This window comes from Rhodococcus sp. UFZ-B548 (assembly GCF_903819475.1).
Classification (GTDB): Bacteria; Actinomycetota; Actinomycetes; order Mycobacteriales; family Mycobacteriaceae; genus Rhodococcus_F; species Rhodococcus_F erythropolis.
Map to the genome: position 1 here is coordinate 245449 of NZ_CAIJDS010000002.1, position 23228 is coordinate 268676.

At 62.3% G+C, this 23228-nt stretch carries 21 protein-coding genes, 1 tRNA gene and 1 other RNA gene; 5 read left to right on the top strand and 18 right to left on the bottom strand.

Translation table 11 applies throughout. The features are described 5' to 3' along the window. Positions 1-178: 178 nt before the first annotated feature. A complete protein-coding gene (locus H7C86_RS03950) occupies positions 179-2713 on the top strand; it encodes an AMP-binding protein (protein WP_182261124.1) in 2535 nt (844 codons plus the stop codon). Positions 2714-2724: 11 nt separating this feature from the next. On the opposite strand, the gene H7C86_RS03955 is transcribed toward H7C86_RS03950, so the two are convergent. The 14 genes from H7C86_RS03955 to H7C86_RS04020 all read right to left on the bottom strand — a co-directional run bounded on the left by H7C86_RS03955 (position 2725) and on the right by H7C86_RS04020 (position 15302). Continuing rightward, a complete protein-coding gene (locus H7C86_RS03955) occupies positions 2725-3840 on the bottom strand; it encodes an NAD(P)/FAD-dependent oxidoreductase (protein ID WP_182261125.1) in 1116 nt (371 codons plus the stop codon). A gap of 125 nt (positions 3841-3965) precedes the next feature. Then, a tRNA-Ala gene (locus H7C86_RS03960) sits at positions 3966-4038 on the bottom strand. 145 nt (positions 4039-4183) lie between these two features. Further along, positions 4184-4927: a DsbA family protein gene (locus H7C86_RS03965; protein ID WP_182261126.1), complete on the bottom strand. Its 744-nt coding sequence runs from the start codon at positions 4925-4927 to the stop codon at positions 4184-4186. Between the two features lie 42 nt (positions 4928-4969). Beyond that, positions 4970-5458 (bottom strand): MauE/DoxX family redox-associated membrane protein, encoded by a 489-nt coding sequence (locus H7C86_RS03970; RefSeq protein WP_019747868.1) that lies wholly within the window; start codon positions 5456-5458, stop codon positions 4970-4972. 25 nt (positions 5459-5483) lie between these two features. After that, positions 5484-6737, bottom strand: coding sequence for an MFS transporter (locus H7C86_RS03975; RefSeq protein WP_029255079.1), 1254 nt, complete (start codon positions 6735-6737; stop codon positions 5484-5486). A gap of 42 nt (positions 6738-6779) precedes the next feature. Further along, positions 6780-8417 (bottom strand): phosphoglucomutase (alpha-D-glucose-1,6-bisphosphate-dependent), encoded by a 1638-nt coding sequence (gene pgm / locus H7C86_RS03980; RefSeq protein ID WP_182261127.1) that lies wholly within the window; start codon positions 8415-8417, stop codon positions 6780-6782. A gap of 97 nt (positions 8418-8514) precedes the next feature. Continuing rightward, positions 8515-8859 carry a fluoride efflux transporter CrcB gene (gene crcB, locus H7C86_RS03985; protein ID WP_060938641.1) on the bottom strand — a complete coding sequence of 115 codons (345 nt, stop codon included), beginning with the start codon at positions 8857-8859 and terminating at the stop codon, positions 8515-8517. Continuing rightward, positions 8856-9233, bottom strand: coding sequence for a CrcB family protein (locus tag H7C86_RS03990; RefSeq protein WP_019747864.1), 378 nt, complete (start codon positions 9231-9233; stop codon positions 8856-8858). The genes crcB and H7C86_RS03990 overlap by 4 nt, the downstream gene beginning before the upstream one ends. 23 nt (positions 9234-9256) lie before the next feature. Continuing rightward, positions 9257-10060: a DUF1295 domain-containing protein gene (locus tag H7C86_RS03995; RefSeq protein ID WP_020969269.1), complete on the bottom strand. Its 804-nt coding sequence runs from the start codon at positions 10058-10060 to the stop codon at positions 9257-9259. After that, positions 10057-11373 carry a cyclopropane-fatty-acyl-phospholipid synthase family protein gene (locus tag H7C86_RS04000; RefSeq protein WP_182261128.1) on the bottom strand — a complete coding sequence of 439 codons (1317 nt, stop codon included), beginning with the start codon at positions 11371-11373 and terminating at the stop codon, positions 10057-10059. The genes H7C86_RS03995 and H7C86_RS04000 overlap by 4 nt, the downstream gene beginning before the upstream one ends. Continuing rightward, entirely contained in the window at positions 11370-12662 is a 1293-nt protein-coding gene (locus tag H7C86_RS04005; RefSeq protein WP_182261129.1) for a cyclopropane-fatty-acyl-phospholipid synthase family protein, read from the bottom strand. The genes H7C86_RS04000 and H7C86_RS04005 overlap by 4 nt, the downstream gene beginning before the upstream one ends. Beyond that, positions 12659-13402, bottom strand: coding sequence for a DUF1365 domain-containing protein (locus H7C86_RS04010; protein ID WP_024487210.1), 744 nt, complete (start codon positions 13400-13402; stop codon positions 12659-12661). The genes H7C86_RS04005 and H7C86_RS04010 overlap by 4 nt, the downstream gene beginning before the upstream one ends. Next, complete coding sequence (locus H7C86_RS04015; protein ID WP_182261130.1) at positions 13393-14673, bottom strand: NAD(P)/FAD-dependent oxidoreductase; 1281 nt, start codon at positions 14671-14673, stop codon at positions 13393-13395. Before H7C86_RS04015 ends, H7C86_RS04010 begins: the two co-directional genes overlap by 10 nt. Then, complete coding sequence (locus H7C86_RS04020) at positions 14670-15302, bottom strand: alpha/beta hydrolase (protein ID WP_041814884.1); 633 nt, start codon at positions 15300-15302, stop codon at positions 14670-14672. The genes H7C86_RS04015 and H7C86_RS04020 overlap by 4 nt, the downstream gene beginning before the upstream one ends. A 53-nt stretch (positions 15303-15355) precedes the next feature. On the opposite strand from H7C86_RS04020, the gene H7C86_RS04025 reads away from it, so the two are divergent. The 3 genes from H7C86_RS04025 (at position 15356) to H7C86_RS04035 (ending at position 18583) form a co-directional block, all read left to right on the top strand. Next, the gene (locus H7C86_RS04025; RefSeq protein WP_220463453.1) at positions 15356-16171 is read left to right on the top strand and encodes a GNAT family N-acetyltransferase; all 816 of its coding nucleotides are present in this window, start codon (positions 15356-15358) and stop codon (positions 16169-16171) included. Between the two features lie 109 nt (positions 16172-16280). Further along, positions 16281-17564 carry an HNH endonuclease signature motif containing protein gene (locus tag H7C86_RS04030; RefSeq protein WP_182261131.1) on the top strand — a complete coding sequence of 428 codons (1284 nt, stop codon included), beginning with the start codon at positions 16281-16283 and terminating at the stop codon, positions 17562-17564. Positions 17565-17665: 101 nt separating this feature from the next. After that, on the top strand, positions 17666-18583 hold the full coding sequence (locus H7C86_RS04035; RefSeq protein ID WP_259349036.1) for an alkaline phosphatase family protein: 918 nt from the start codon (positions 17666-17668) through the stop codon (positions 18581-18583). A 153-nt stretch (positions 18584-18736) separates the two neighbouring features. Here H7C86_RS04035 and ssrA read toward each other — a convergent pair. The 3 genes from ssrA to H7C86_RS04050 form a co-directional block, all read right to left on the bottom strand. Continuing rightward, positions 18737-19107: a transfer-messenger RNA gene (gene ssrA, locus H7C86_RS04040) on the bottom strand. 66 nt (positions 19108-19173) lie between these two features. Further along, entirely contained in the window at positions 19174-20712 is a 1539-nt protein-coding gene (locus H7C86_RS04045; protein WP_182261132.1) for an SDR family oxidoreductase, read from the bottom strand. Between the two features lie 20 nt (positions 20713-20732). Further along, positions 20733-21680, bottom strand: a complete 948-nt coding sequence (locus H7C86_RS04050; protein WP_037134367.1) for an NAD(P)/FAD-dependent oxidoreductase — start codon at positions 21678-21680, stop codon at positions 20733-20735. A 65-nt stretch (positions 21681-21745) separates the two neighbouring features. Here H7C86_RS04050 and H7C86_RS04055 point away from each other — a divergent pair, with 65 nt between their 5' ends. Further along, positions 21746-22330: a helix-turn-helix domain-containing protein gene (locus H7C86_RS04055; RefSeq protein WP_007731290.1), complete on the top strand. Its 585-nt coding sequence runs from the start codon at positions 21746-21748 to the stop codon at positions 22328-22330. Positions 22331-22366: 36 nt separating this feature from the next. Here the strand turns inward: H7C86_RS04055 and H7C86_RS04060 are convergent, their stop codons facing one another. Next, a complete protein-coding gene (locus H7C86_RS04060) occupies positions 22367-23224 on the bottom strand; it encodes a DMT family transporter (RefSeq protein ID WP_075832889.1) in 858 nt (285 codons plus the stop codon). Positions 23225-23228: the final 4 nt, after the last annotated feature.

Consider the following 23228-nt stretch of genomic DNA (forward strand, 5'->3'; position numbering starts at 1 on the left):
GTCATTGCTCCTCGTCTGTACAACGCTCGATCGGCATTGGTTCCTCAAGGTATTCGGAGCTGACGGACTGGAGGATGGGGACGTATGTAAAACTACTTCCGGTTTGTTATGGACCTACTTCACAAACCTTATGTAGTCTTTGCTCAAAGATAGCTGAAAGTCGGACGGAGCTACTGTGATGAAGGTTGTCGACTTAGGTCTCGAGCGCACTCGCTATGCAGTCATCGACGAGACGATCGAGTCGAGGTGGCGCCGAGTCACCTCGATGCAGCACGACACCGTTGCCGTCGTGACTCCGCGCGACCGGATCACTTTCGCCGAACTCGAACTCCGGACCGATGCATTGGTCCGCGAACTTCGCCTACGTGGGTCACACGGGGCTCGCCCGGTTGCGGTTGATCTCGAACCAACCGCCGAGTCGGTGCCCGCCATCCTCGCTACTCTGATTTCCGGTCGGCCCTTGGTCATGATCGACCCACAACTCCCCGAGGCCCGGCGAGCGCACATCATGAGCGCCTCGGGCGCCGTCGCGCTGCAGTCGATCCTCGACGAATCGGCCGCAACCGGCTTCCGTTTCGACAACGCGCTGGAACCATCGAGTTCCGACCCTGCCATGATCGCGTTCACATCAGGGACCAGTGGAGCGCCCAAGGGAGTCGTGTTGAGCCACTCCATGTGCCTGAACAAAGCCGACGAACTTGCCGCAGCAATCGACCTGCGCCCCGACGATCACATCGGAAACCTGTTGCCCGTCAGTTTCGGAGCCGGAATCACGGCCCTGATCATGGGACTGATGAATGGCGTCACGGTCTTCTGCTGGGATCCACGCGTAGACGGAGTTTCGGGAATCGACGACTGGCTGATCGAGAATTCGATCACGACCGCGCACTGCGCGCCGTCATTCCTGCGGGCGTGGTCAAGCCTCGAATCCGATGAAGCACCGGATAATTCGCTCGGATCGCTGCGGGTCGTCGTGACGTATGGGGAAGCAGTTCACGGCGAGGACTACGCGCGCCATCGCAGTCACGGCTTCGCTCGCGTCACGTACGTCAACTGGCTGGCCACCACCGAGACCGGTGTCGTCGCATACAACGCGTTCCCACCACATTCCGAACTACCCGTCGGAGTGGTTCCGGCCGGACGTGCTCGCGACGGCAAGGACGTACAGATCGTCGATGTGAACGGCGTGCCTCTCCCCGACGGAGAGATCGGCGAGATACAGGTTGTCTCGAGCGATCTTGCCGATGGATACCACGGTGACCCGGATCGCACTGCGGCACGATTCACGCGCCTCGGCGACGGAGTGAGCATCTACCGGACCGGTGACCGGGGCCGTATCGACGAACGCGGCGAACTACAACTGCGGGGACGCGTCGACGACGCCGTCAAGATTCGGGGCTATTTGGTAGAGCCGATGGAAGTCGAGGCGCATATTCGTCGAATTCCCGGCGTCGCCGATGTTTTCGTGGCTGTCGTCCTCGAGAACGATCGACCGGAGATTGTCGCCTACGTGGTCCTGACCAAAGCCGTGATGGCACGGTCGGGCGCCGAGATGCGGCGCGAATTGGCCAAATTTCTACCGACCTGGATGCTCCCCCGACATTTTGTTCTGATGCCAGCGTTGCCGCGCAACGAAAGAGGAAAGGTCGATCGCCCGACGCTGCCGACTGTCGCGGTGCGGTCCACTCCACCGACTCTCGCCGGGCCCGCCGAATTGTGGTTGTCCTCGATCTGGGAGTCGATTCTCGGTATCGACTCCATCGACCGTGATGACGACTTCTTCGAACTCGGTGGCGATTCGCTTGCTTCAACCGAAGTGGTGGCAAAGATTCACGACATGTTCCGGATCCGGATCACGGCGGCGGAGTTCGCGGCCGCCAGCACCGTCAAAGACCTTGCAGCGCTGGTGGATCGGTGCAGAATCGATCCCGATGATCGTGTCTGTCACAACACGATGGTTCCGCTGAAGCTCGAAGGGTCCGGGCGACCGCTGTTCATCATGAACGGAGCGGGGTGCCCATCGACGACGCTGTCCACCTTGTCGAAAGCGCTTCACACCGATCGGCCGGTTTACGCACTTCAGCCACATGGCTTCGAATCTCGCGGACTACCCGACCGGTCGGTGAAAGCAAGCGCCCGCCGTTTCATATTCGAAATCAAGAAGATTCAGCCCACCGGGCCATACCTCCTCGCCGGTTACTCGTACGGCGGCTACGTGGCGCTGGAGATGGCGTCACAGCTGTCCGAGTCCGGTGACACTGTCGAGCACGTCACCGTTCTCGACACCAGAATCTCCACGGAGACTGCCACACGACTGGCCGGTCGAGCGGGCATCAGTTTGGATCCGTCGATCGTCGACCTCGCACCACAACCATCCACCAATACCCGGTGGAAGCCGACCAGGCGCACCGTCGCGGCGATGTGGATCCGCACGCTCTTCGCCGGCATTCTGCAATACCCACCGGCCACCCAGTGGACGGTGTTCCTCTACATCGGCGGCCAGGCGCTCCGGAAGCATCGGATGCGAACGTGCGCCGCGCCTGTCACGGTGATCCGTGGAACCACCAACAACCGTGGACGTGAGATCTGGTCACTCATCGCCACAGGCTCCCTCGATTTCGACGACGTCGACGCGTGTCACGAAGACGTCGTCCGTCAACCGTACGTCCGCAAGACTGCGGCGATCATCGACCGAATCTGCGATCGAGCGTGACCAACTGCGGCTCATGTCCAGCTGTAGAAGAGAGAGCGGCGTGGAGTGACAGCCCATTCGGTCGTCGACGAACAGACCCTTTCCTTGACGAATGCACCCGCCCTGCCCGCAATGACCACTCCCGTTGACTCGTCGACACGAGTGGTCCGCTGGAACACACCTCGCCGCCTCCCGAGACTGATGCACCGGCCTGCGAACTTCGGAGTCACCGGGCGCGGCGCGGAACCTTCGAGTCGATGCAGGATCGTTTCGGCCGCATGGACTCCCAAGGGGATCGCGGCCTGACAACTCATCCTCAGTGAAAGATCACCGACTGCGACGCCATCGCCCGCACCAAAGATGTTGGGGTGGGACGAGCATTCCAGTCGATCGTCGACCTTCAGACGACCGAGATCGTCGACCGGGAGGCCACTTCGGCGCGCCAGCTCGGGGACACCGAATTCTGTCGCGAGAATCGTGCAATCGGCCTCAACCCGTACACCTCCCGCTAGCTCGCAGGACGAACCGTCGATCCGAGTCACCCGGGATTCGGTGACAATATCAACCCCAAGGTCGGTCAATGTTCTGAGAATTGCCGATCGAGCACGCTCTGACAGGTCCGGGGCCACGATTCCTCCGGTCACCAAAGTGATTCGGCTGCTTCGATGCTCAGCCAATTCTGCGGCAGTCTCGATTCCGGTGAGACCGCCGCCGACAACGCAGACCGCAGCCTTCTCGTCGAGAGTCGCCAGCCTGGACGAGAGGCGGACCGCGTCCTCGAATTCGGCGACGCCGAACCCGTGCTCGTCCGCCCCGGCGATCGTGCTGGGTAACTGCCTACTTCCGACTGCGTAGACCAAGTAGTCGTAGTCGAGCACGCTGCCGTCGTCGAGGGTGAGCCTGCCGAGCGCCGCCTCGATCGTCGTCACCTCTCCGAAGACTCGGTGTGCCGCACGCGGTAGCGCCCTGTCGAACGAGACCGTCGCGTCGTAGCCAGCCGCGATCATCTGATGGAGCCTGATTCTTTGCACGAAGTGTGGGCGCGGATTCACGACGGTCACCGTGATGTCCGACCGAGTTCGCAGCAGTCGCTTCGCTGCCATGACGCCCGCATATCCTGCCCCGATTATCGCCACGTGTGCACTCATGGTTCTCCGTTCCGCCGACGGTCCCCATGCCGAGAATGCACGGGATGATCAAGCCTCACCGCGGACAGTATTGCGCACGAAACAACAAATGCTCTGCACCGATTGGTGCAGAGCATTTGTTCGGGTGGAGCTAAGGGGACTCGAACCCCTGACCCCCACACTGCCAGTGTGGTGCGCTACCAGCTGCGCCATAGCCCCGTATTCAATTAACTCTAACAGTCGAACTTGCAGCGGCTTTTCTGCTTTCCGCTTGCTGGAAGAAAGTTACACCACTTGACTCCTGGGCAACAAATCGCCTGGTCAGAGCGAAGCGGCCGCTCCTCGTCCGAGCGGCCGCTTCAGCTCAGGAGGAGAGCTTGGAAACCCAGTCGCTGCTGCCCGTGTCAACGATCTTGCCGTTCGCCACTACCGTGGGCGTCCCGTTCGACCCGACATCCTTGAGCGCCTGGCTGGCGGCTGCGGCATTAGCCGCGGCGGCTTCGACGTTGGAGCCGGAAGAGATGCAGGTTGCCACGTCCTCGGATGCGCCCGCATCACGAGCGATCTGGGCGAGGTCGTCGTTGGTGTGATCGCTGCTGCCGCCCTCGGCAGGCTGCGTGTCGGTCGCGAAAAGCTTGTTGTGGAATGCGGAGTACGCGATCGCGTCACCACCCTGAGCGACGCAGAGCAGAGCGGCGCCGGCCCGTGTGGAGTAGTCACCGCTGCCCGACGCCCGGTTGAGGAAGTTCAGCATGTGGTAACGCACAGCGACGTCACCGTTGTCGACGGCGGCCGCGAGAGCCTGGCCACTGAGGTGCTCGAGAGCAGCGCAGGCCGGGCACAGCGGATCCTCGAAGAGATCAATGGTCGTCGCGGCGGAGGGCTTGCCGAGCAGCACCACTCCGTTGTCCTGCACCGTGACGGCAACTTCGGAACTCTGCACGGAGCCGTAGCCGTCGTTCTGGGGCTTGTTCTTGCTGTTCGTCCACAAGACACCGCCGATGACGAGGGCCGCGATCACGAGCACCGCGAGGCCACCGATGATGTAGGTGGAGCGGCTCGAGACCGGTTCCGGCGAGTATTTGTTCTTGCTGCTCTTGGTGCTCACGCTGATGCAGTCCTTCGTGCGTCGAAACGATTTACCGATTGCTTACCTTGCCACTGAAGACTGAGTATCCACTGAGAACGCCGCGCGTGATCCGGGCCCCAATGCGAGCGGCGAACGCGGGAACACGAGCAGCCAGACGGCAAGTGCCAAGAAGCCCAGGTCCCGGAGAATCTCCTTCAAATAGTCCCAAGCGCCGACGTCGGCTGCACCTCCGCCGCCGAAACATCCGCAGTCGATGGACAATCCCCTGGCCCACACCGAAATGATCACCGCAATGAGAACCGTGAGGATGACCACCGAGACCGCAGCGGATACTCGCACCGCCAGCCCGACGAGGATCAGCAGGCCCAGCACTATTTCGACCAGGGGAAGAGCCGTCGCCACCGGACCTACCAGCGACTCGGGCAACAGTTGATAGGCGCGCACCGCGATCTTCGTCTGCACGGGATCAAAGAACTTGAGTCCCCCGGAAATCAGCCAAACGGCCGCCAAACCCAATCGGGCCACAAGACTCACGATGCGAATTGCCACCCGATCGAGAGTACAGAATGCCCGGTCAGTCCAGGTTTGTCCGCGCAGGAGTATCCGTTAGCACCGTCACATCAGTCAGATCTTCGACGACGGATTCGACGGGCTTCGTTCGCGACGGAACGAACAACCAACCCGTCGCCGACACGACTACTACGGCTCCCATCACCGCGAAGGCCGCCGAGTACGACACATGCTGGGCGATCAGTCCGGCACAAATCGGCGCCACCACCCCACCGATGTCGGACATCATCTGGAATACCGCCAGAACGGGTCCGCCTCGGGCCGTCGATCCGACAACATCGGCAACCGCGGCCTGCTGAGCCGGACTCATGAGCCCGGAGCCGACACCAGTCACTGCGGCGATGGCGAAGAACACCACAAGGTTGTCGGTGAATCCCATTGCGATGGTTCCCAGACCGCAGATCAGCAGACCGCTCACGACAAAGGGCTTGCGTCCGAAGCGGTCCGAGAGTCGTCCGGACACGATCAACACCAACGCGTTTCCGACGGCAAAGATCGTGAGAGCGTAGGCCGCTATCGACGGGTCTCGGTCGAGGAACTCCACGACGAACAGAGGGACCATGGCAACGCGAACTCCGAAGATCACGCCGCCGAAGGCGAGGTTCGATCCGAGCGCTGCCCGGTACACCGGCGACTGAAGCCCTTCTGCGAGAGTCATCGACTTCACATCGACAGCCTTGTCCGGTGACGCCAGGTGAGATCCACGCAGGCTCACGAAGACAACGAGCGCGGCGATCACCAGCGCAACTGCGTAGATGATGAACGGCATCCGCAGACCGAACTGCAACAGCGCACCGCCGACCAGCGGGCCGCCGATCGATCCCATGAGAAAGCTTGTCGCGTACAGCCCCGAGACGCGGCCGCGACTGTCCGGCGGTGACATGCGAATGATCAGCCCGAGAGCCGACACCGTGAACATCGTCGACCCGATACCGCCCAACGACCGGAACAGCAGAAGTTGCCAGTACTCCCCCGCGAAAGCGCACGCACCGGTCGAGACCGCGACGATCAAAAGGCCGACGATGTAGACCGGACGCTCACCGAGTTTCTGTACCAAAGTGCCGCTCATCGGCGCGAACACCAATCGCATGAATGCGAAAGACGAGATCACGATCGTGGCGGCGGTGACCGATACGTCGAAGCTGCGCGCGAACTGCGGTAGAGCCGGAGCGACCAACCCGAACCCGAGGGCGATGACGAAGCTGGCGGCGACCAGTACCCAAATTTCCTGTGGCAGCTTGGCTGCACGAGTTTTCATGTCGCCCGGAATTCTAGCCGGGCGATACGAGCGGTCCGCGAGCTAGTTCGCCTTCAAGACGCCGGACACCAAGTCCTTGGCCGCTGCCTGAACCTGAGCCAGATGATCGGCGCCCTTCATCGACTCGGCATAAATCTTGTACACGTCCTCCGTGCCGGACGGCCTCGCTGCAAACCACGCGTTCTCTGTCGTCACCTTGAGACCACCGATCGCCGCGCCGTTTCCGGGCGCCGCGGTCAGTGTCGCCGTGATCGGTTCACCCGCCAGTTCGGTCGCACTCACCTGATCGGGAGACAGTTTTGCCAAGACTGCCTTCTGTGCGCGTGTCGCGGGTGCATCGATCCGTGCGTACGCCGGGCTCCCGAACTTCTCGGCCAACGCGTCGTAATGCGCTGACGGAGACTCTCCCGTCACCGCGGTGATTTCCGACGCCAGCAACGCAAGGATGATGCCGTCCTTGTCCGTCGTCCAGACGGAACCGTCGTGGCGAAGGAAGGATGCACCGGCGCTTTCCTCGCCGCCGAATCCCACGGACCCGTCGAGCAGACCGGGAACGAACCACTTGAAACCGACTGGAACCTCGAGCAATTCGCGGCCCACACTGCTGACCACGCGGTCGATCATCGAGGAACTCACGAGTGTCTTGCCCACCTTGGTGTCTGAGCGCCACCCTGGCCGGTTCGCGAAGAGATACTCGATGGCAACGGCGAGATAGTGATTCGGGTTCATCAAACCGCCGTCGGGCGTGACGATGCCATGGCGGTCGGAGTCTGCATCGTTTCCGGTCGCGATGTCGTAGCGATCCCGAATTCCGATCAGCGACGCCATCGCGTCGGGCGACGAACAGTCCATGCGGATCTTGCCGTCAGTGTCGAGCGTCATGAATCGCCAGGTCGGATCGACGAGAGGATTCACCACTTCGAGGTCGAGTCGGTGAGTTTCGGCAATCGCGCCCCAGTAGTCGACGCTTGCCCCGCCGAGGGGATCTGCACCGATCCTGATTCCGGCATCGCGGATTGCATCGAGGTTGAGGACAGAGGGGAGGTCTTCGACGTAGTACCGGAGGAAGTCGTAGCGTTCGACGCGGTCCAGTGCCTGCGCCGCCGTGACACGCCGTACCCCGGAAAGCCCCTTGCGCAGTAGCTCGTTCGCTCGATCGGCGATAACCGACGTCGCATCCGTATCCGCGGGTCCGCCGTGTGGCGGGTTGTATTTGAAGCCGCCGTCACGCGGCGGATTGTGTGAAGGCGTCACGACGATGCCGTCGGCCTTTGCCTCCGGTCCCGTCGAGTTGTACCGCAAGATCGCGTGGCTGACCGCCGGGGTGGGCGTGTAGGCATCGCGTGAATCGACGAGGACGACGACGTCGTTGGCGACCAGAACCTCCAAGGCCGACAGCCAGGCAGGCTCCGAGAGCGCATGTGTGTCGCGGCCGATGAACAGTGGTCCGTCGATGCCCTGCGAAGCGCGGTACTCGACAATCGCCTGGGTTGTCGCCAGGATGTGAGCTTCGTTGAACGCCGCGTCGAGACTGGAACCGCGATGTCCTGAAGTGCCGAAAAGTACCTGCTGCATCGGGTTCTCGGGATCCGGGGTGCGCGTGTAATACGCGGTGACCAGATGAGGAACGTCGATCAGATCCTCTGGCAGAGCCACTTGTCCTGCTCGTTCGTTCGCCACGAATCCCCCTCGGCCCGGTGGTCGACCACTGTGTCGACGCGACTGTGGACAATTGTCTACCCTGGCCGCGTGGCGTGCACGCTCGACGCCGGATCGGTCAATCGGTGATCTGGATTCCCAACCACGCAGCGGACAGTCCGACGATCAAACTGACGATGATGTAGATCAGCGAGAGGGCCGTCTGGCGCCTCTCGACCATCCCGACATTCTCGTTCGCAAAGGTCGAGTAGGTGGACAAGCCACCGCAGAATCCGGTCGCCAGAAGTGCAGCCATGTCGGTGGAAAGAGCTGCCCCGGTGAACAATCCAAGGAGGAAGCAGCCGATCACGTTGGCGGCGAACGTCGCAGCCGGGAATCCCTTGTACGCGGGTACATACCGCGCCAACAGGTACCGGCCGCTCGCACCAGCGCCGCCGCCGAGTGCCACCAGGAGAACTGTCATGCCGACGCTCCGTCCCGCGCGCGGATCCAGCGTTCACCGAGCCCTTTGCCCAGTGCAGCGGCGAGGATCGCGGGAATCAGCGTCCCGAGAACATAGAGAATCGATCGCCACGGACTCTCCGTCACGGCGTGAACCGCGAAGGACGAGAAAGTGGTGAAGCCGCCACAGAACCCGGTGCCGAGAAAGAGGTACCCAACCTTGTTGTGGACGAGGAGGGCCGCGAGAACACCGAGAACGAACGAGCCGACGACGTTGATGACCAGCGTCGTCCAGATGTGGGGAAAGAGCTCCCCCAGCCCGTATCGACTCAGTGCCCCCAATGCTCCGCCGACGGCAACCGCTCCCACCGCACCCGGCAGCTTCAGATCACCCATGCTCTCGCCTCACCCGAAAGAGCCTACGTCCCGGATCGGGCTTTCGGCGGGCGCGGAATGAAGTAACTTGTCCGCTGCTGATACTCGCGATAACCCGGACGCTGTTCCATATGTCGCTCGAGCAACCGCGCACCGGTGGCGAAGACCAGGAAGTACGTCATGGCGATCGGCGAGAGGACAGTCAACACTCCCGGCCACACGGACGCCGAGACGAGGAAGATCCCCCACCAGACGCATGCGTCGCCGAAATAGTTGGGATGCCGCGTCCACGCCCACAAACCTTGATCCATGATGTGGCCACGGCTACCCGGATCGGATTTGAATTCCTCCATCTGCCGGTCGCCGACCGTCTCGAACGTGACGCCGACAATCCACAGCGCGATACCGAGCACAACAAGAAGCCCGAAGCTGCCGTTCGATACTGCGGCGACCTGGATAGGCAGGGAGACGAACCACAACGAAATCCCCTGCGTGAGATAAATCTTGCGGATCGCATACAGCGTTCGATTACCCGTCGCTCGTCCGAGCATTTCTTCGTACCGCGGATCTTCACCCTTGCCGCGGGATCTGATCGCCATGTGCGTCGCCAACCGCAGACCCCAGATCGCCACCAGTGCAAGCATCAACAACCGGCGCCAGAGGTCGCCGGTTCCCACTACCGCGGACACGAGCGCGATCAGAACGAAGCCGGCGCCCCATGACACGTCGACAACATTGTGCCGCCCGATCCGTACACCGATGGTGGCTGTCACTGCCATTCCGACGGCGATCGCCAACAGGCTCGTGAGCGTGACCACTCCGAATGCGCCCCAGTCGAATCCGTTCATCGCCGCGACACCCACTGCGGCCGGACCGATTCCATATCCGATCGACCATCACCGTGCGGCCGGACCGACAGAATCTGATCGACGCCCATCCTGCCGTCCCGAAATGCCATTCCTCCGCCGACGAGATAGAGACGCCACACCCGAGCGACTTCGACACCCACGAGATCCACGACGCGATCCCAGTTCGATTCGAAGGTCTCGATCCACGCGTCGACGGTCCGCACGTAGTGCTCACGCAGGGCGTGCACGTCCTGGACTTCGAGTCCACCTTCCTCGATCATCGCAACAGTGCGACCGACCGGCCGCATGTACATGTCCGGCGCGATGAACGACTCGATGAACGGACCTCCCCCGGGGTGCGCACCGGTGCGTGACATCTGCTGAATCAGCACACGGCCACCGGCAATAACGTTGTCGTGGAGCGCTTTCACGTATGTCGGATAGTTGCCCTCACCGACGTGCTCACCCATCTCGATCGACGCGACCGCATCGAAGGGACCGTCTGGAATCTCTCGATAATCTTGGAGCCGGATCTCGACCCAGTCTTCCAAACCGAGTGCGCGGATCTTCGCGTCGACAAAAGCCTTCTGCTCCGCCGAGATCGTGATGCCGACAACCCGAGCGCCGTACTCACGCGCTGCATGCAGGCTCAGCGAGCCCCAACCACAGCCGACATCGAGGAACCGTAGGCCTCGCGCCCGATCGAGACCGACCTTGCGGCACACCAGATCCAGCTTGTCTGTCTGTGAGTCTTCGAGCGTGTATTCCGGCGCATCGGAAGTCCAATAGCCCGAGGAGTACGCCATGTTCTCATCGAGGATCAGTTGGTAGAAATCGTTCGACAAATCGTAGTGGTGCCCGATCGCCTCGCGGTCGCGGGCGAGACTGTGCAAGCGGCCCTTCACCTGAGCCTGCGACGACGGTGGAGCCAAAGGTCTCCCGAAAATACCGAAGGATCGCGCAGCCTTGACCGCGGCCAGGACGAGAGACGGGGTCGGGGTAATCGACCCGAGCCCCCGCTGGGCAGAGACCTTCCACACGTGTGTGAGCGCATCACCGAGATCGCCTTCGACGTCGAGTTCACCGAGAACATATGCCTGCGCCGCTCCCAACTCGCCGGGATTCCAGAGCAAGCGTCGCAGCACATTCGGGCTGTAGAGCGTCACTTTCGGAGCATCTTCCGGACCTGCTGTGCTGCCGTCCCAGGCAGTCAATCTCACCGGAAGTTCGCCGCCGACAAGTGGACTGAGGATGTCCGAGAGACGGCCCGCAACGCCGGCACCTTGTGCCGTCCGATCCATCGTGGCGGTCATCGCTGGTTCCTCCGATCGAGAACAATTTGCTGGACGTCGAGATACCCCGAGCGAAACCCCGCCTCGGAGTAGCAGAGATAGAAATGCCACATGCGCGCGAACACTGCGTCGAACCCGAGCGCGGACGCTTCGTCGGCGCGAGCACTGAAACGCTCGTCCCACAGCCGCAACGTCTGCGCGTAGTGATCGCCCATCGACATCCGCTCACGCACCCGAAGGGTTGTCATGCGTTCGGTGACGTCCTCTATCGCCCGCACCGACGGGAGAAATCCGCCGGGGAAGATGTACTTGTGCACCCAGGTGTAGGTGTTGCGGGTCGCGAGCATCCGATCGTGCGGCATCGTGATGGCTTGGATCGCCGCGCGCCCACCCGGCGCCAGCAGGGCGTCGATCGTCTGGAAGTAGCTTCCCCAGTACTGGTGGCCGACAGCCTCGATCATCTCGACCGACACGACGGCGTCGTACTCCCCCTGTACTTGCCGATAGTCGAGAAGGTCGACCTGAACGCGATCTGCCAGTCCCGCAGCGCTTATCCGCTTCGCCGCCAATTCCTGCTGTTCGACCGACAGTGTCACTGAGCGCACCGTTGCTCCGCGCTCGGCTGCTCGGATCGCCAATTCTCCCCAGCCTGTGCCGATTTCGAGCACTCGCGAACCGGGACCGACACCCGCACCGTCCAGCAGGCGATCGATCTTCCGATGCTGAGCCGCTGCGAACGCGTCCCACGACGGGGTAGTAGCTCCCACCGACAGATCCTCGAAGAGAGCACTGGAATACGTCATGGTGTCGTCGAGGAACAGTTCGAACATCTCGTTCGAGAGGTCGTAGTGCCGGGAGATGTTCGAGCGCGTGTTCTGCGTCGAATTCCGCTCACTGCGAGGCTGCTTCGGAATGTAGAGGCCTCGTAGCCGCTGCAGGAAGTCGGGAATCAGCGTCGCCACCCGGGAGGCGAAGACTTCCAGGACCGCGGTGAGGTCGGAGGCTTCCCAATCGCCCGCCATGTACGACTCGCCGAATCCGATCAACCCACTGTCGCCCACACGAGCAGCGAAGTCGTCTGGACGGTGGATGACCATCAACGGCGAATCCGGACTACCTCCACCGGAGAACTCACCGTTGGGCATCTGAACGCGCAGCGGCAAGCGCGCGACCGCCTTGTGGAACAGAGCGCGGGCAACCGGCGACGCAACCCTCACTTTGAAACCGCTGGGCACCGTGGCAACGCCCGGCCACCGCTCGGATTCGATCGTGTGAGCGGAAGGTTCGGTGCCGAGAGTGGTCGTGGTCATTGCACTGCCTCCTGCGGGTGATGTTGCGGTCGGGGAACGATAGGTAAGCGCCTGGCCCACAGCCGGATTCCTTGAAATCTGATCTGCGCGGCGACTCGCAGCGGAGCCAGCGGGATGGAGAGCGCACTGCGGACGATCTCGCGCGTCGTCGCCGGCACACAACGACCGGACACCGTGGCTACGAATGGCGCCTTGCCGTCACGGGCCAGAACTATCGAGAGCGCGAGCGCGGTGTCGGGTAGCGGCAATCGCATCCGGTACTCGCCGTCCAGATCGTTGAATGGAGACACGTAGAACTCTTTGGACGTGCGAGCCCCGCCGCGTTCGTCGGTTTCGAGCAGGTAGCAATGCCGCTCGCCGTAGGTGTTGTGAACCTCGGCAACGACGCACCGCTGACTGCCGTCGTCGTTCAGACACCAGAACACACTCAGTGGGTTGAACACATGCCCGAGAACACGTGCGTTCGCAAGCATGAGGATGCGGCCGCCGGCGAACTCCAATCCGTTAGTTGCCAGAAAAGACTCGACGTTGGCACGAATCGATCGGGTGGGGTCGCCGAGGTGATCTCCGGCGTCGAACTTCGCCAAGGATCGCAGTGCCTTCGGGAGCTCGGGCAGATCGTCGACGTCGACGAGCCAGCTGTAGCTTCGGTACTCGAACTCGTTGTGCAACGGCTCCGTTCGTACGTGTCGGATGCTCGTATGAACGATGGACGGCGTGATGGGTGCAGTCACGGCCACCGACCTCCGACGCGTTCGGCGGCGCGCAGGCCAGACAGTGCACCGTCCTCGTGGAAACCCCATCCATGGTACGCACCGGCAAACGCGAGCACGTCCGAGTCCAACTCGGGAAGCCGCGCTTGAGCGGCGACGGAGGTGGGTGTGTACTGCGGATGCTCGTAGGTCATCTGATCGATCACCGAGTCCGGGGACACCATTTCGTCTCCCCCCAACGTCACCAGGTAGCGCCGACCGGTCTCCGGCAGCCGCTGCAACCTCGTCATGTCGTAGCTGACCAGAACGTGATCTGGCTTCGCGTTGCATTCAGGGATGTAGTAGTTCCACGACGCGCGCGCATTGGTGTTGCCGGGCAGCACATTTTCGTCCGTGTGAAGTTGGGTGTGGTTGACGGAGTACGGCATTGCGCCGAGGACCTGGGATTCGGCAGGCGTCGGATCCGCCAAAATCTTCAGTGCTTGCTGCGGATGCGTTGCGACCACAACTGCGTCGAAGGTCTGGATCTGGTCGCCGCCGTCACGAATGTCGACGCGATCGTCAAACCGTTGGACGGCGCGAACTGGCGTGTTCAGGCGGATATCCCCGATACTTTTGGCGACGAGACGAACGTATTCGCCCGATCCACCGGTGACTGTTCGCCAGGTCGGCGATCCAGTGACGCTCAGCATTCCGTGGTGATCGAGGAACGAGAACAGGTACCGCGCGGGATACTTCAGCGCCGAGCCGGGATCACACGACCAGACTGCCGACACGAGCGGAGTCATGAAGTGAGCGGTGAAGTAGTCGGAGAACCGGCCGCTGCGCAGAAACACTCCCAGTGTCTGGTCGGGTGCCGACGGATCCGTGTTGTCGAGCAGAGCGCGGGCACGGCGATGGAAGCGCTTGACCTCCATCAACATCGACAGAAAGCTGCCGTTGACAAGGAGCCCCGGCGTCGGGAGAACGCCGCGCAACCCTTGGCCTCCCGAGTACTCGAGACCGCAACCCCCACACCTGACCGACATACTCATGTCGGATTCCTGCGTAGGCACATCGAGTTCTGCGAACAATCGCAACAATGTCGGATAGGTGCGATCGTTGTGAACGATGAACCCCGTGTCGATGGCGAGGCTTCGCCCTTCCGGGTCGGTGACCGAATGGGTGTCCGCGTGCCCGCCGAGCCGTGAATCCGCTTCGTAGAGGGTGACGTCACTGTCCTTACTGAGCACCCACGCCGCTGTCAGACCTGCGACACCACTACCGACGACGGCCACCTTGCGCTTGTCGGAACTCATCGTCGTTCTCCCATCTTTGTTGCGGCTACCCCGCGACTCATTCGTGCGATTGCATCCGCGACGAGGCGATGCCAGGTCGCCGCCCGACGGAGCATGAAGTGGCCTGCGCCGTCGATGCCGATCCATTCAGCGCTGTTACCCGACTTCTGCAGTTCGTCAACTTTCCGACGAGACGCTGCCGGGTCGGTCCACGAGTCGGCCGTGCCGTGGAGCACAACCAGTGGTGTGTCCGAACGCAGATTCACCGACGTTCCATCGGGCCACCACGGCGCCAGCGCAACCACACCGACCACCGCCGGATCGCCACACAGTTCGGCGGCGACCCGTCCGCCCATCGAGTGGCCCAGCAAAATCACCCGAGCTTGTGCATTACGTTTCGTTATCGCGTCGAGTGCGGCTCGCGCGTCGGCGACCGGACTGCGCTCGGCACCGTTCCAACCACGCACCCGATAGCGAGCCTGCACCGCTCTCACACCGGAGCGGCGAAGCTGAGCGGTGAACGGGCGCATCCGAAGGTTGGACAGATGCCAGGCGCGAGCCGGGCGATGGCTCGAGACCTTTCCTCCAGGCAGCACGAGCACCACCAGGTGCTGGTCACCGTCCTGCTGTTGCCGTCGGTTGGGCGTCATGCATGGCATTCGGAGCCGAAAACCATTTGGATGGGGTTCGTAGAATTTCTTTTGTGAATCGTGAAGCACTCGTCGGTGACGTCCTCGACGCCATGGACGCCAACTTGGTTTCCCATGCCTGCCACCTGCATGAACACTTGCCGACTGCATCGGTCACGGTCACTGCGGACGTTGTCGTCGCAGACAGCGGCCTCGCCGACGACACTTTCAACATCATCGCTGGTGCTCGCTTCGCCGTACCTGCCGACGGGCCCGAAGATCGGCGACTGATCGACATCCTCGCCTCGATTCGGGCAACCGGACATCCGTTCTCCTGGTGGACCGGACCCCGCGACAATCCCTCTGACCTCGGGGCTCGCCTGTCCGCCCTCGGCTGCGTGCGCTCCGAGGAAGAACGAGCGATGACGGCGGACCTTGACGTCGTCCCTCATCCGACGCCTGTCCCAGAACTCTCCGTTCATCGGGTGACTACTCGTACCCAGCTCGCCGACTATGCCGCCGTGATGGCCGCCAACTGGTCGCCGCCCTCAGCCGCAGTAATTGGATTCTTCGAAGACACCGCTGATGCCGCCCTCGATGAGCGTTCGCGGAGTTCGTTTGTCGTGGGGTACGCGAACTCCCAGCCTGTCGCCGGAGCCGAGGTCCACTTTGCCGCCGGCGTCGCCGGCCTGTATGGCGTCGTCACACTCGAAACGGCTCGCCGACGCGGATTCGGCTCGGCGGTCACCCTTGCCGCACTCGACATCGCCCGCGAGCGAGGTGCCCGAACAGCAGTACTTCAGGCGTCCAGCGACGGCGCACAGCTCTATCGAAACCTCGGCTTCAAGGATGTCGGCACCTACGCCGAGTACTCGATCGGAAGCAGTTAGACGTCCCCGCGGGGACGCTTTCACCCCGTATCCGTGAAGGTGTCGGCACCCACATCTACCATCGAACGTACATTCGAAATGATGTCGGACGCGAGCCGGGGGGGCAACCATGAACGCAGCATTAACCGAGAACGCAGCACTGATCGATGAAGATACGCAGGGTTCCAACCGAGACGACGTGGATCAGCTCGGCTCGGAAATCTGCGCCCTCGCCGGCCAGATCGCCGCGGCCACGGCTCGATTCCTTACCCTCCTGTCGAAATTCGACGAAGACCGCGGATGGACCGGTCCGGGACTTCACTCGTGCGCCCACTGGTTGTCGTGGAAGTGCGGAATGAGCCTGCACACCGGCCGTGAATACGTTCGCGTCGCCAAAGCGCTCCGACCTTTGCCCGAGATGCGGAAGGCCTTCGAGCAAGGCCGCCTGTCCTACTCGAAGGTTCGCGCACTCACCCGGGTCACCACGCCTTCCAACGAAAAGCAGATGGTTCGGTTCGGATGTGAGGCGCCCGCAGCCCAGATCGATCGTCTCGCCGCTGGTCTGCGTAAAGCAACCGACAACGAATCCGGCAAAACCAAAGCGCCCGAACGTCTTCAGGTCCGCTGGCATTGGGACCCGGATTCGGGCGAATTTGTCATCAAAGGACGCCTGCCTGCGCAGGACGGCGCCCGAATCCTCGCAGCGTTAGGTGTGGCGGAACGTGAACGCACCCGAATCGCCGCCATCCGCCCCGTCGACGAGAAGGCCGCAAAGAACCCGGTCGGAAATATCGGGCCAGGTCTCGTCGCGATGGCAGAGCTCGCCACCGCCGCAGTCACGGACCGCACGTCCAAGGCCGCCGCGAACGAAGTTGTGTTCTTCCACGAAGCGAACACCGTCCGAGTGCCGAGCGGACCCGCATTGCCTCAAAATGCCGCTGAGGAAGTGCTCTGCAACGCCAAGCTTCGCCTGGGAACGACCAGGGAAGGATGCGTTCTGAATCTAGGTCGGCGGACTCGCGTCGTCAGCGCTAAACAAATGTTGGCATTGAACTACCGCGACGGATGCTGCCGCACACCAGGATGCGGACGGACCCGCTTCCTGCACGCACATCACGTGAAATTCTGGGGACGCGGCGGCAATACGGACTTGGACAATTTGATCATGCTTTGCGGTACCTGCCACCGCGCGCTGCACGACGGCAAGTTCACGATCTCTGCACTCGGCGAGCAGAAGTTCGAGTTCCACTACGCCAATGGAGACGTCATCGACCCAGCACCGCCAACAGAGGGGTTCGCCGATGACCTATTGCGCGGAGACGTACCCGACGACGCGATCGTACCGGCATGGAGCGGAGAGCCCCTCCACCTCGATCACGCGGTCAGCGTCATCCTCGACGGCTGGGCCGCGTGAGCAAACATTGGTCTAGTCCAATCTGAATCCGTCGTGAACAATCGGACAACCCTCGCATTCAGGTAGTGCAATTGGTCTAGTCCTATCGCAATATCTTTAGCGTGACCAAGAAAATCGCACGCACCTCAGCCGCTATCACACTCCTCCTCGCCGGCGCTGTTGCTGCCGGAACTGCAACTGCTGCAGCAATTCCCGGATCGTCCGAGCTCAATCCGTCGGCCGCCGAGAAGACAGTTGTCATCGGCCTCGACGGCACCATGCTCAGCCACATCAAGACCGCCGACGCTCCCCGTCTCCAGAAGCTGATCGCCGAAGGAACCAGCGGAGAATCTTCCATCCTCGGCCACACCACCATCTCCGGACCGTCGTGGTCGACCATCCTGACCGGAGTCTGGGACACCAAGCACGGTGTCAAGGACAACACGTACGCAGGCGCCCGCTTCGACCTCTACCCGAGCGTGTTCACACGGTTGGAAACTGCACAGCCCTCTCTGCTCACCGAGTCGATCTCCACCTGGGGCGGCATCGACAACATCGCATCCAGCGGCACGCCGAAAGCCGACGTTGTCGTCACCACTGCCGATGCAGGTTCCGGAGCGGCCACCGATAGTGCGACCGCTGAAGCCGTCGCCCGCGACATCACCGACAAGGGACCTGACCTGATCTTCACCCAACTCGATCAGGTGGACGGCGCGGGGCACAGCGGCGGGACCAACGGCGCTGCGTACGAAGAGTCCATTGCCTCGGTCGACGCTCAGGTGGGCAAGATTGTCGATGCCGTTGATCAACGCGCAGCGAAGACCGGTGAGAAGTGGACGGTTCTGGTCACTTCGGATCACGGCCACAAGCCTGCCGGAGGGCACGGCGGCCAGACGCCGGCGGAAGCAACGACATTCGTCATTGCACGCGGTGCGGGATACGCGGCCGGCAAGACCACCGACGCGTACACGATCGCCGACATCACACCGGACCATCCTCCAAAGCCTGGGCGTTGCATTGCCTGCCGATCTGGACGGTAAGCCGCTGGCCAAGGAAGCTCCCGGCTTCGTCGGCTCGGTCGACCTGGGATTCTTCGGCTCCTGATCGTAAAAGGTCGCGGGCGCTCAGCAGAGTGCCGCAGCAAGACCGCAAAAAGGTCGGGCCGGAGAGCGTGTGCTCTCCGGCCCGACCTGTTGTGGAGCTGCCGGGAATTGAACCCGGGTCCTACGTTGAATCGCTAGGGCTTCTCCGTGTGCAGTTCGCTAAGTCTCTACTTGGATCTCCCAGTCTCGCGAACAAGCCAGGATGACGATCCCAGTCACTGTTTGATGTCCCATTCGACTCCGTGACCGAGCCGAACAGTAAAGCCCTCTAGCTGATGCCAGGAACCGGGTCGAGGGCAACCCCGGGCTGACAGACACGCTTCGCTACTTAGGCAGCGAGAGCGTAGTCGCGCTGATTGGAATCGGCGCTTATAGGTTTGCAGCGACGCTTACGGTGGTCTCTTGCCTGCACCGACACGCTTCCCCTAACTCAACACACGCAGTCGAAACCGTTCAGCCCCGTGTGTGCCCCGCGTCTTTCGTGGGGCTATTCACTATAACGCGCCGAAGTTCGGAAGTCATACCAATTAATCGGCGGCACTTTCCGTGTCCTTCGCCGCAGCTGATTCCCTGATAGCTGCGGTCTCACGCTCTGCAGCACCGGTGATGTTGGTGATCATCCCCTGGAAGACAACTCCGTGGAAAGGCAGGATCGAGTACCAGTACGCCCGGCCGGCGAGCCCGCGAGGGAAGAAGACCGCACGCTGATCGAGATGCGAACCCACCGGCCGTCCATCCGCACCCGCCGGACCTTCCGACACTCGCAACTCCAACCATGCTCCGCCCGGGACCTTCATCTCGGCGCGCAATCGGAGCAACTTGCCTCGATCGATTTCTTCGACCCGCCAGAAGTCCAGGGCTTCACCGGTGTTGAGCCGACGTGGATCCCGCCTACCCCGGCGCAGTCCGACCCCGCCGACCGCGCGGTCCATCCACCCCCGGATGGCCCACGCCAAAGGGAATGAATACCAACCATTCTCGCCGCCGATCGACTCGACGACCGACCAGAGGGTCTTCGGATCCGCAGCACAGTCACGTTCGCGGTGGTCTACGTAAACTGCCTCCCCTGCCCAGTCCGGGTCGGACGGAAGAGGATCGGACGGCGCTCCCGCGATCGTCGCACCGGACCACGCCGTCTCCACCTCACCGGTCTCGATCTTGCGAAGCGCCAAACGCACAGCTTCGCGGTACGGCGTGAGGCCCTCAGCGGGAGGCGGGATGAAGTCGTCGATGTCGTGGTCGTGCATCACCGCGTCGTTCTGCAGTGATTCGATCAGTGGCATCGCCAAGCCCCGTGGGATCGGCGTGACCAATCCCACCCAGTGACCTGCCAGACGCGGGGTGAGGACAGGCAAGACGAGGATGCGTCGGCGTACCAATCCTGCGACGTCGGCGTAGGTGTTCATCATCTCGCCGTACTGCATGACATCTGGCCCACCGATGTCGAAGGCGCGGTTGACCTCCGGCGTTGTCGCCGCGGCTGCGATCAAATAGTGGAGTACGTCACGCACCGCGATCGGCTGAATGTTGTTGTGCACCCACTTGGGTGTGGTCATCACCGGAAGTCGATTGGTCAAGTGGCGCACCATTTCGAAGGACGCCGAACCCGATCCGATCACCACCCCAGCTTGAAATACAACTGTCGGAACCTCGGAGTCGAGGAGGATCCGACCGACTTCGAGCCGAGACTGCAAGTGAGTCGACAACTCTCGGTCGGACGGATGAAGCCCGCCCAGGTACACGATCCGGCGCACCCCCGCATCACGGGCAGCGGCGGCGACGTTCTCCGCGCTTCGCTTGTCGATATCCGAGAACGACCCTCCACCGCCCATGGCGTGAACGAGGTAGTAGACCACGTCGATATCGTCGAAAACACCTGAGAGGGAGGCACTGTCGGTCAGATCCCCACGCTTGATCTCCACGGAATCATGCCAGGGAACATCGCGTAGTTTCTCCGGGCTGCGCACCACAACTCGAACTCGATGGCCCTCTTCGACCAGGCGAGGGGCAAGACGTCCGCCGATGTATCCGGTCGCACCCGTGATCAACACTCTCACTGCGTCCATCACCCCACGCTACGCACAATTCAACTGCGAAGCGCCAGTGCAACCTCGAGGTCGTCGTTGGTCAACATCATGTTGATCCCCGCTCCAGCCTTCGCCCCGGCGGCTGCGGCCATGATGACCTGGGCACCCGGGTCGACGACGTTGCCCGCAGCGAACACGCCGGGCACGCTCGTCGCCCCCATCATGTCGACTGTGACGAAATCGCCCATCATCGTCTCAGCGCGCTGCGCGCCGAATGCGCGCAAGATCGCATCGTTGGGGTCCATCGTGAGGGCGCCACCGACAAAGACCGCCGAACGCGCGACCACAGTGCCGTCGGCCAACCGCACGCCCACCAACCGATCATCCTCGACGACGGGACCAGCGATCTCACCCTCGACGATCGAAATATCGCGAGCTGCAAGCTTTTCCCGATCTTCGCAACTCAGTTCGGTGATTCGATGGAGGAAGAGAACTACGTCGTCGGACCACTGGCGAACCATGAGGGCCTGGTGCATCGCAAATTCCGCGCTCTTGGCGATCACGCCAAGCGGCTGATCGCGCACGCTGTACCCGTGGCAGTACGGGCAGTGCAACACGTCGCGGCCCCAACGCTCGCCGAAGACTTCGAGTTCGTCCGGCAGGCGGTCCGTCAGACCCGTTGCAACGAGGACTTTGCGCACCTGAATCTTGCTGCCGTCAGCCAGTTCTACCGAGAATTTCTCGCCGTCCCGTGTCACGGAGACAACGGTGCCGTCATGGAACTCGCCGCCGAATTTGCGGACCTCACCTCGGCCGATGGTCAACAGTTCGGCGGGGTTCATGCCGTCGCGGGAGAGGAATCCGTTCATGTGATCGGCGGCCGCGTTCCGTGGTGATCCGTTGTCGAAGACGATCACGGACCTGCGTGCCTGACCAAGGATGAGTGCGGCGTTCAGCCCCGCCGCGCCGGCTCCGATTACTGCTACGTCGAATGAGTTCTGCGTCATGAATCCAGAATGACAAGAGATCGCGTTCTTGACAAACACTGTTGCCACTTTGGCAAAATAGATCCATGACCGAAACATCGTTCGAAGCCGTTCTGGCCGGCATCGGCCCTCGCCTACGTGCGTTGCGCCAGCAGTCCGACATGACCCTTGCCGACCTGTCGGAGACCACCGACATCAGCGTCAGCACACTCTCGAGACTCGAATCCGGTACTCGGCGAGCCAACTTGGAGTTGCTGCTGCCGATCGCCAAGGCACACGGCGTCCCGTTGGACGACCTGGTGAACAGCAAGATCAAGGACCCCCGCGTTCGAGAAGAACCGCGAACGGTCGGATGCATGACGGTCATTCCGCTGACCAGTCAGCCCGGCAACCTCCAGGCCTACAAGATGATCATCTCGCCCACCGACGACGATCGCGAACCGGGATCCCACGAGGGCTACGAGTGGGTCTACGTTCTGTCCGGGCGCATCCGACTCCAACTCGGCGACCGGGATTTCATCATGGGGGCAGGTGAGGCCGCCGAGTTCGACACCCACATTCCGCACCGCATCAGCGCTGCCGACGGCCGACCTGCGGAGGCGATCAGTCTCTTCGGGAAACAGGGCGAGCGTGTTCACCTACGCGCAGCGCCGGCCGACAGACGCGGCTGAAACACTAGGACTGAAAACGCTGGAACTCGAAAGAATCTAGGCGCCCGCGACGGCAATCATGCCGACTGCCGCCAGCGCCAACAGCATTCCCGCTTGTTGCACGCGGCTTACCCGCTCGCCCAGCATCACCATGGCGAGCAGAACCGTCGCAGCCGGATACAGCGAACCGATCACGCTGACCAGTGAGAGCATTCCGCCTTGGAAGGCGTAGATCATCGTCCCGTTCGCGACGACGTCGAGGACGCTGACGTACACCGCGAGTTTGAGTGGCTCGCCTCGTGGGAGAACGAAGTGACCGGCCGCCAGCGCGACCAACCACACCACGACGGTCGCGGCGCCGCGAGATACGGCCAACGCCCACAGCCCGCTGCCCTCGCCGATCTGGTGAAGTGCGATGAACGAGAGAGCAAATGCGCCACCGCTTCCGACGGTCAGAAGCGCCACTTGCCTGGTGAAGCGGAGAGTGATTCCGCCGGCAACCTCACCCGCGGTGTCGTCAGGCGACTCGCGGCTGACCAGGACGACGGCGACCAGCGCGACGGCAATACCCAGGTACGCGATCAACCCCGGCCGCTCACCGAAAGCGAATCCGACGAGGACCGGAATACCCGCCACCAGAACAGCTGTCAGCGGCGAGACCACCGACATTGGGCCAGTTGCCAGCGCGAGATAGAACCACCACACCGCCAGACCACTCGTGACGCCCGCGATCGCGCCCCAGATCAAACCATTCAGTGTCAGCGTCCCGGATACGAAAGGTGCTGCGATCAGAACGATGACGAGCGAGAGCGGATACGAGACGATCACCACACGCAGTGCGGCAACTCGTCGTGATGCAACTCCCCCGACGAAGTCGCTGACTCCGTAGGCAACTGCCGCCACGAGGGCAAGCAGGATG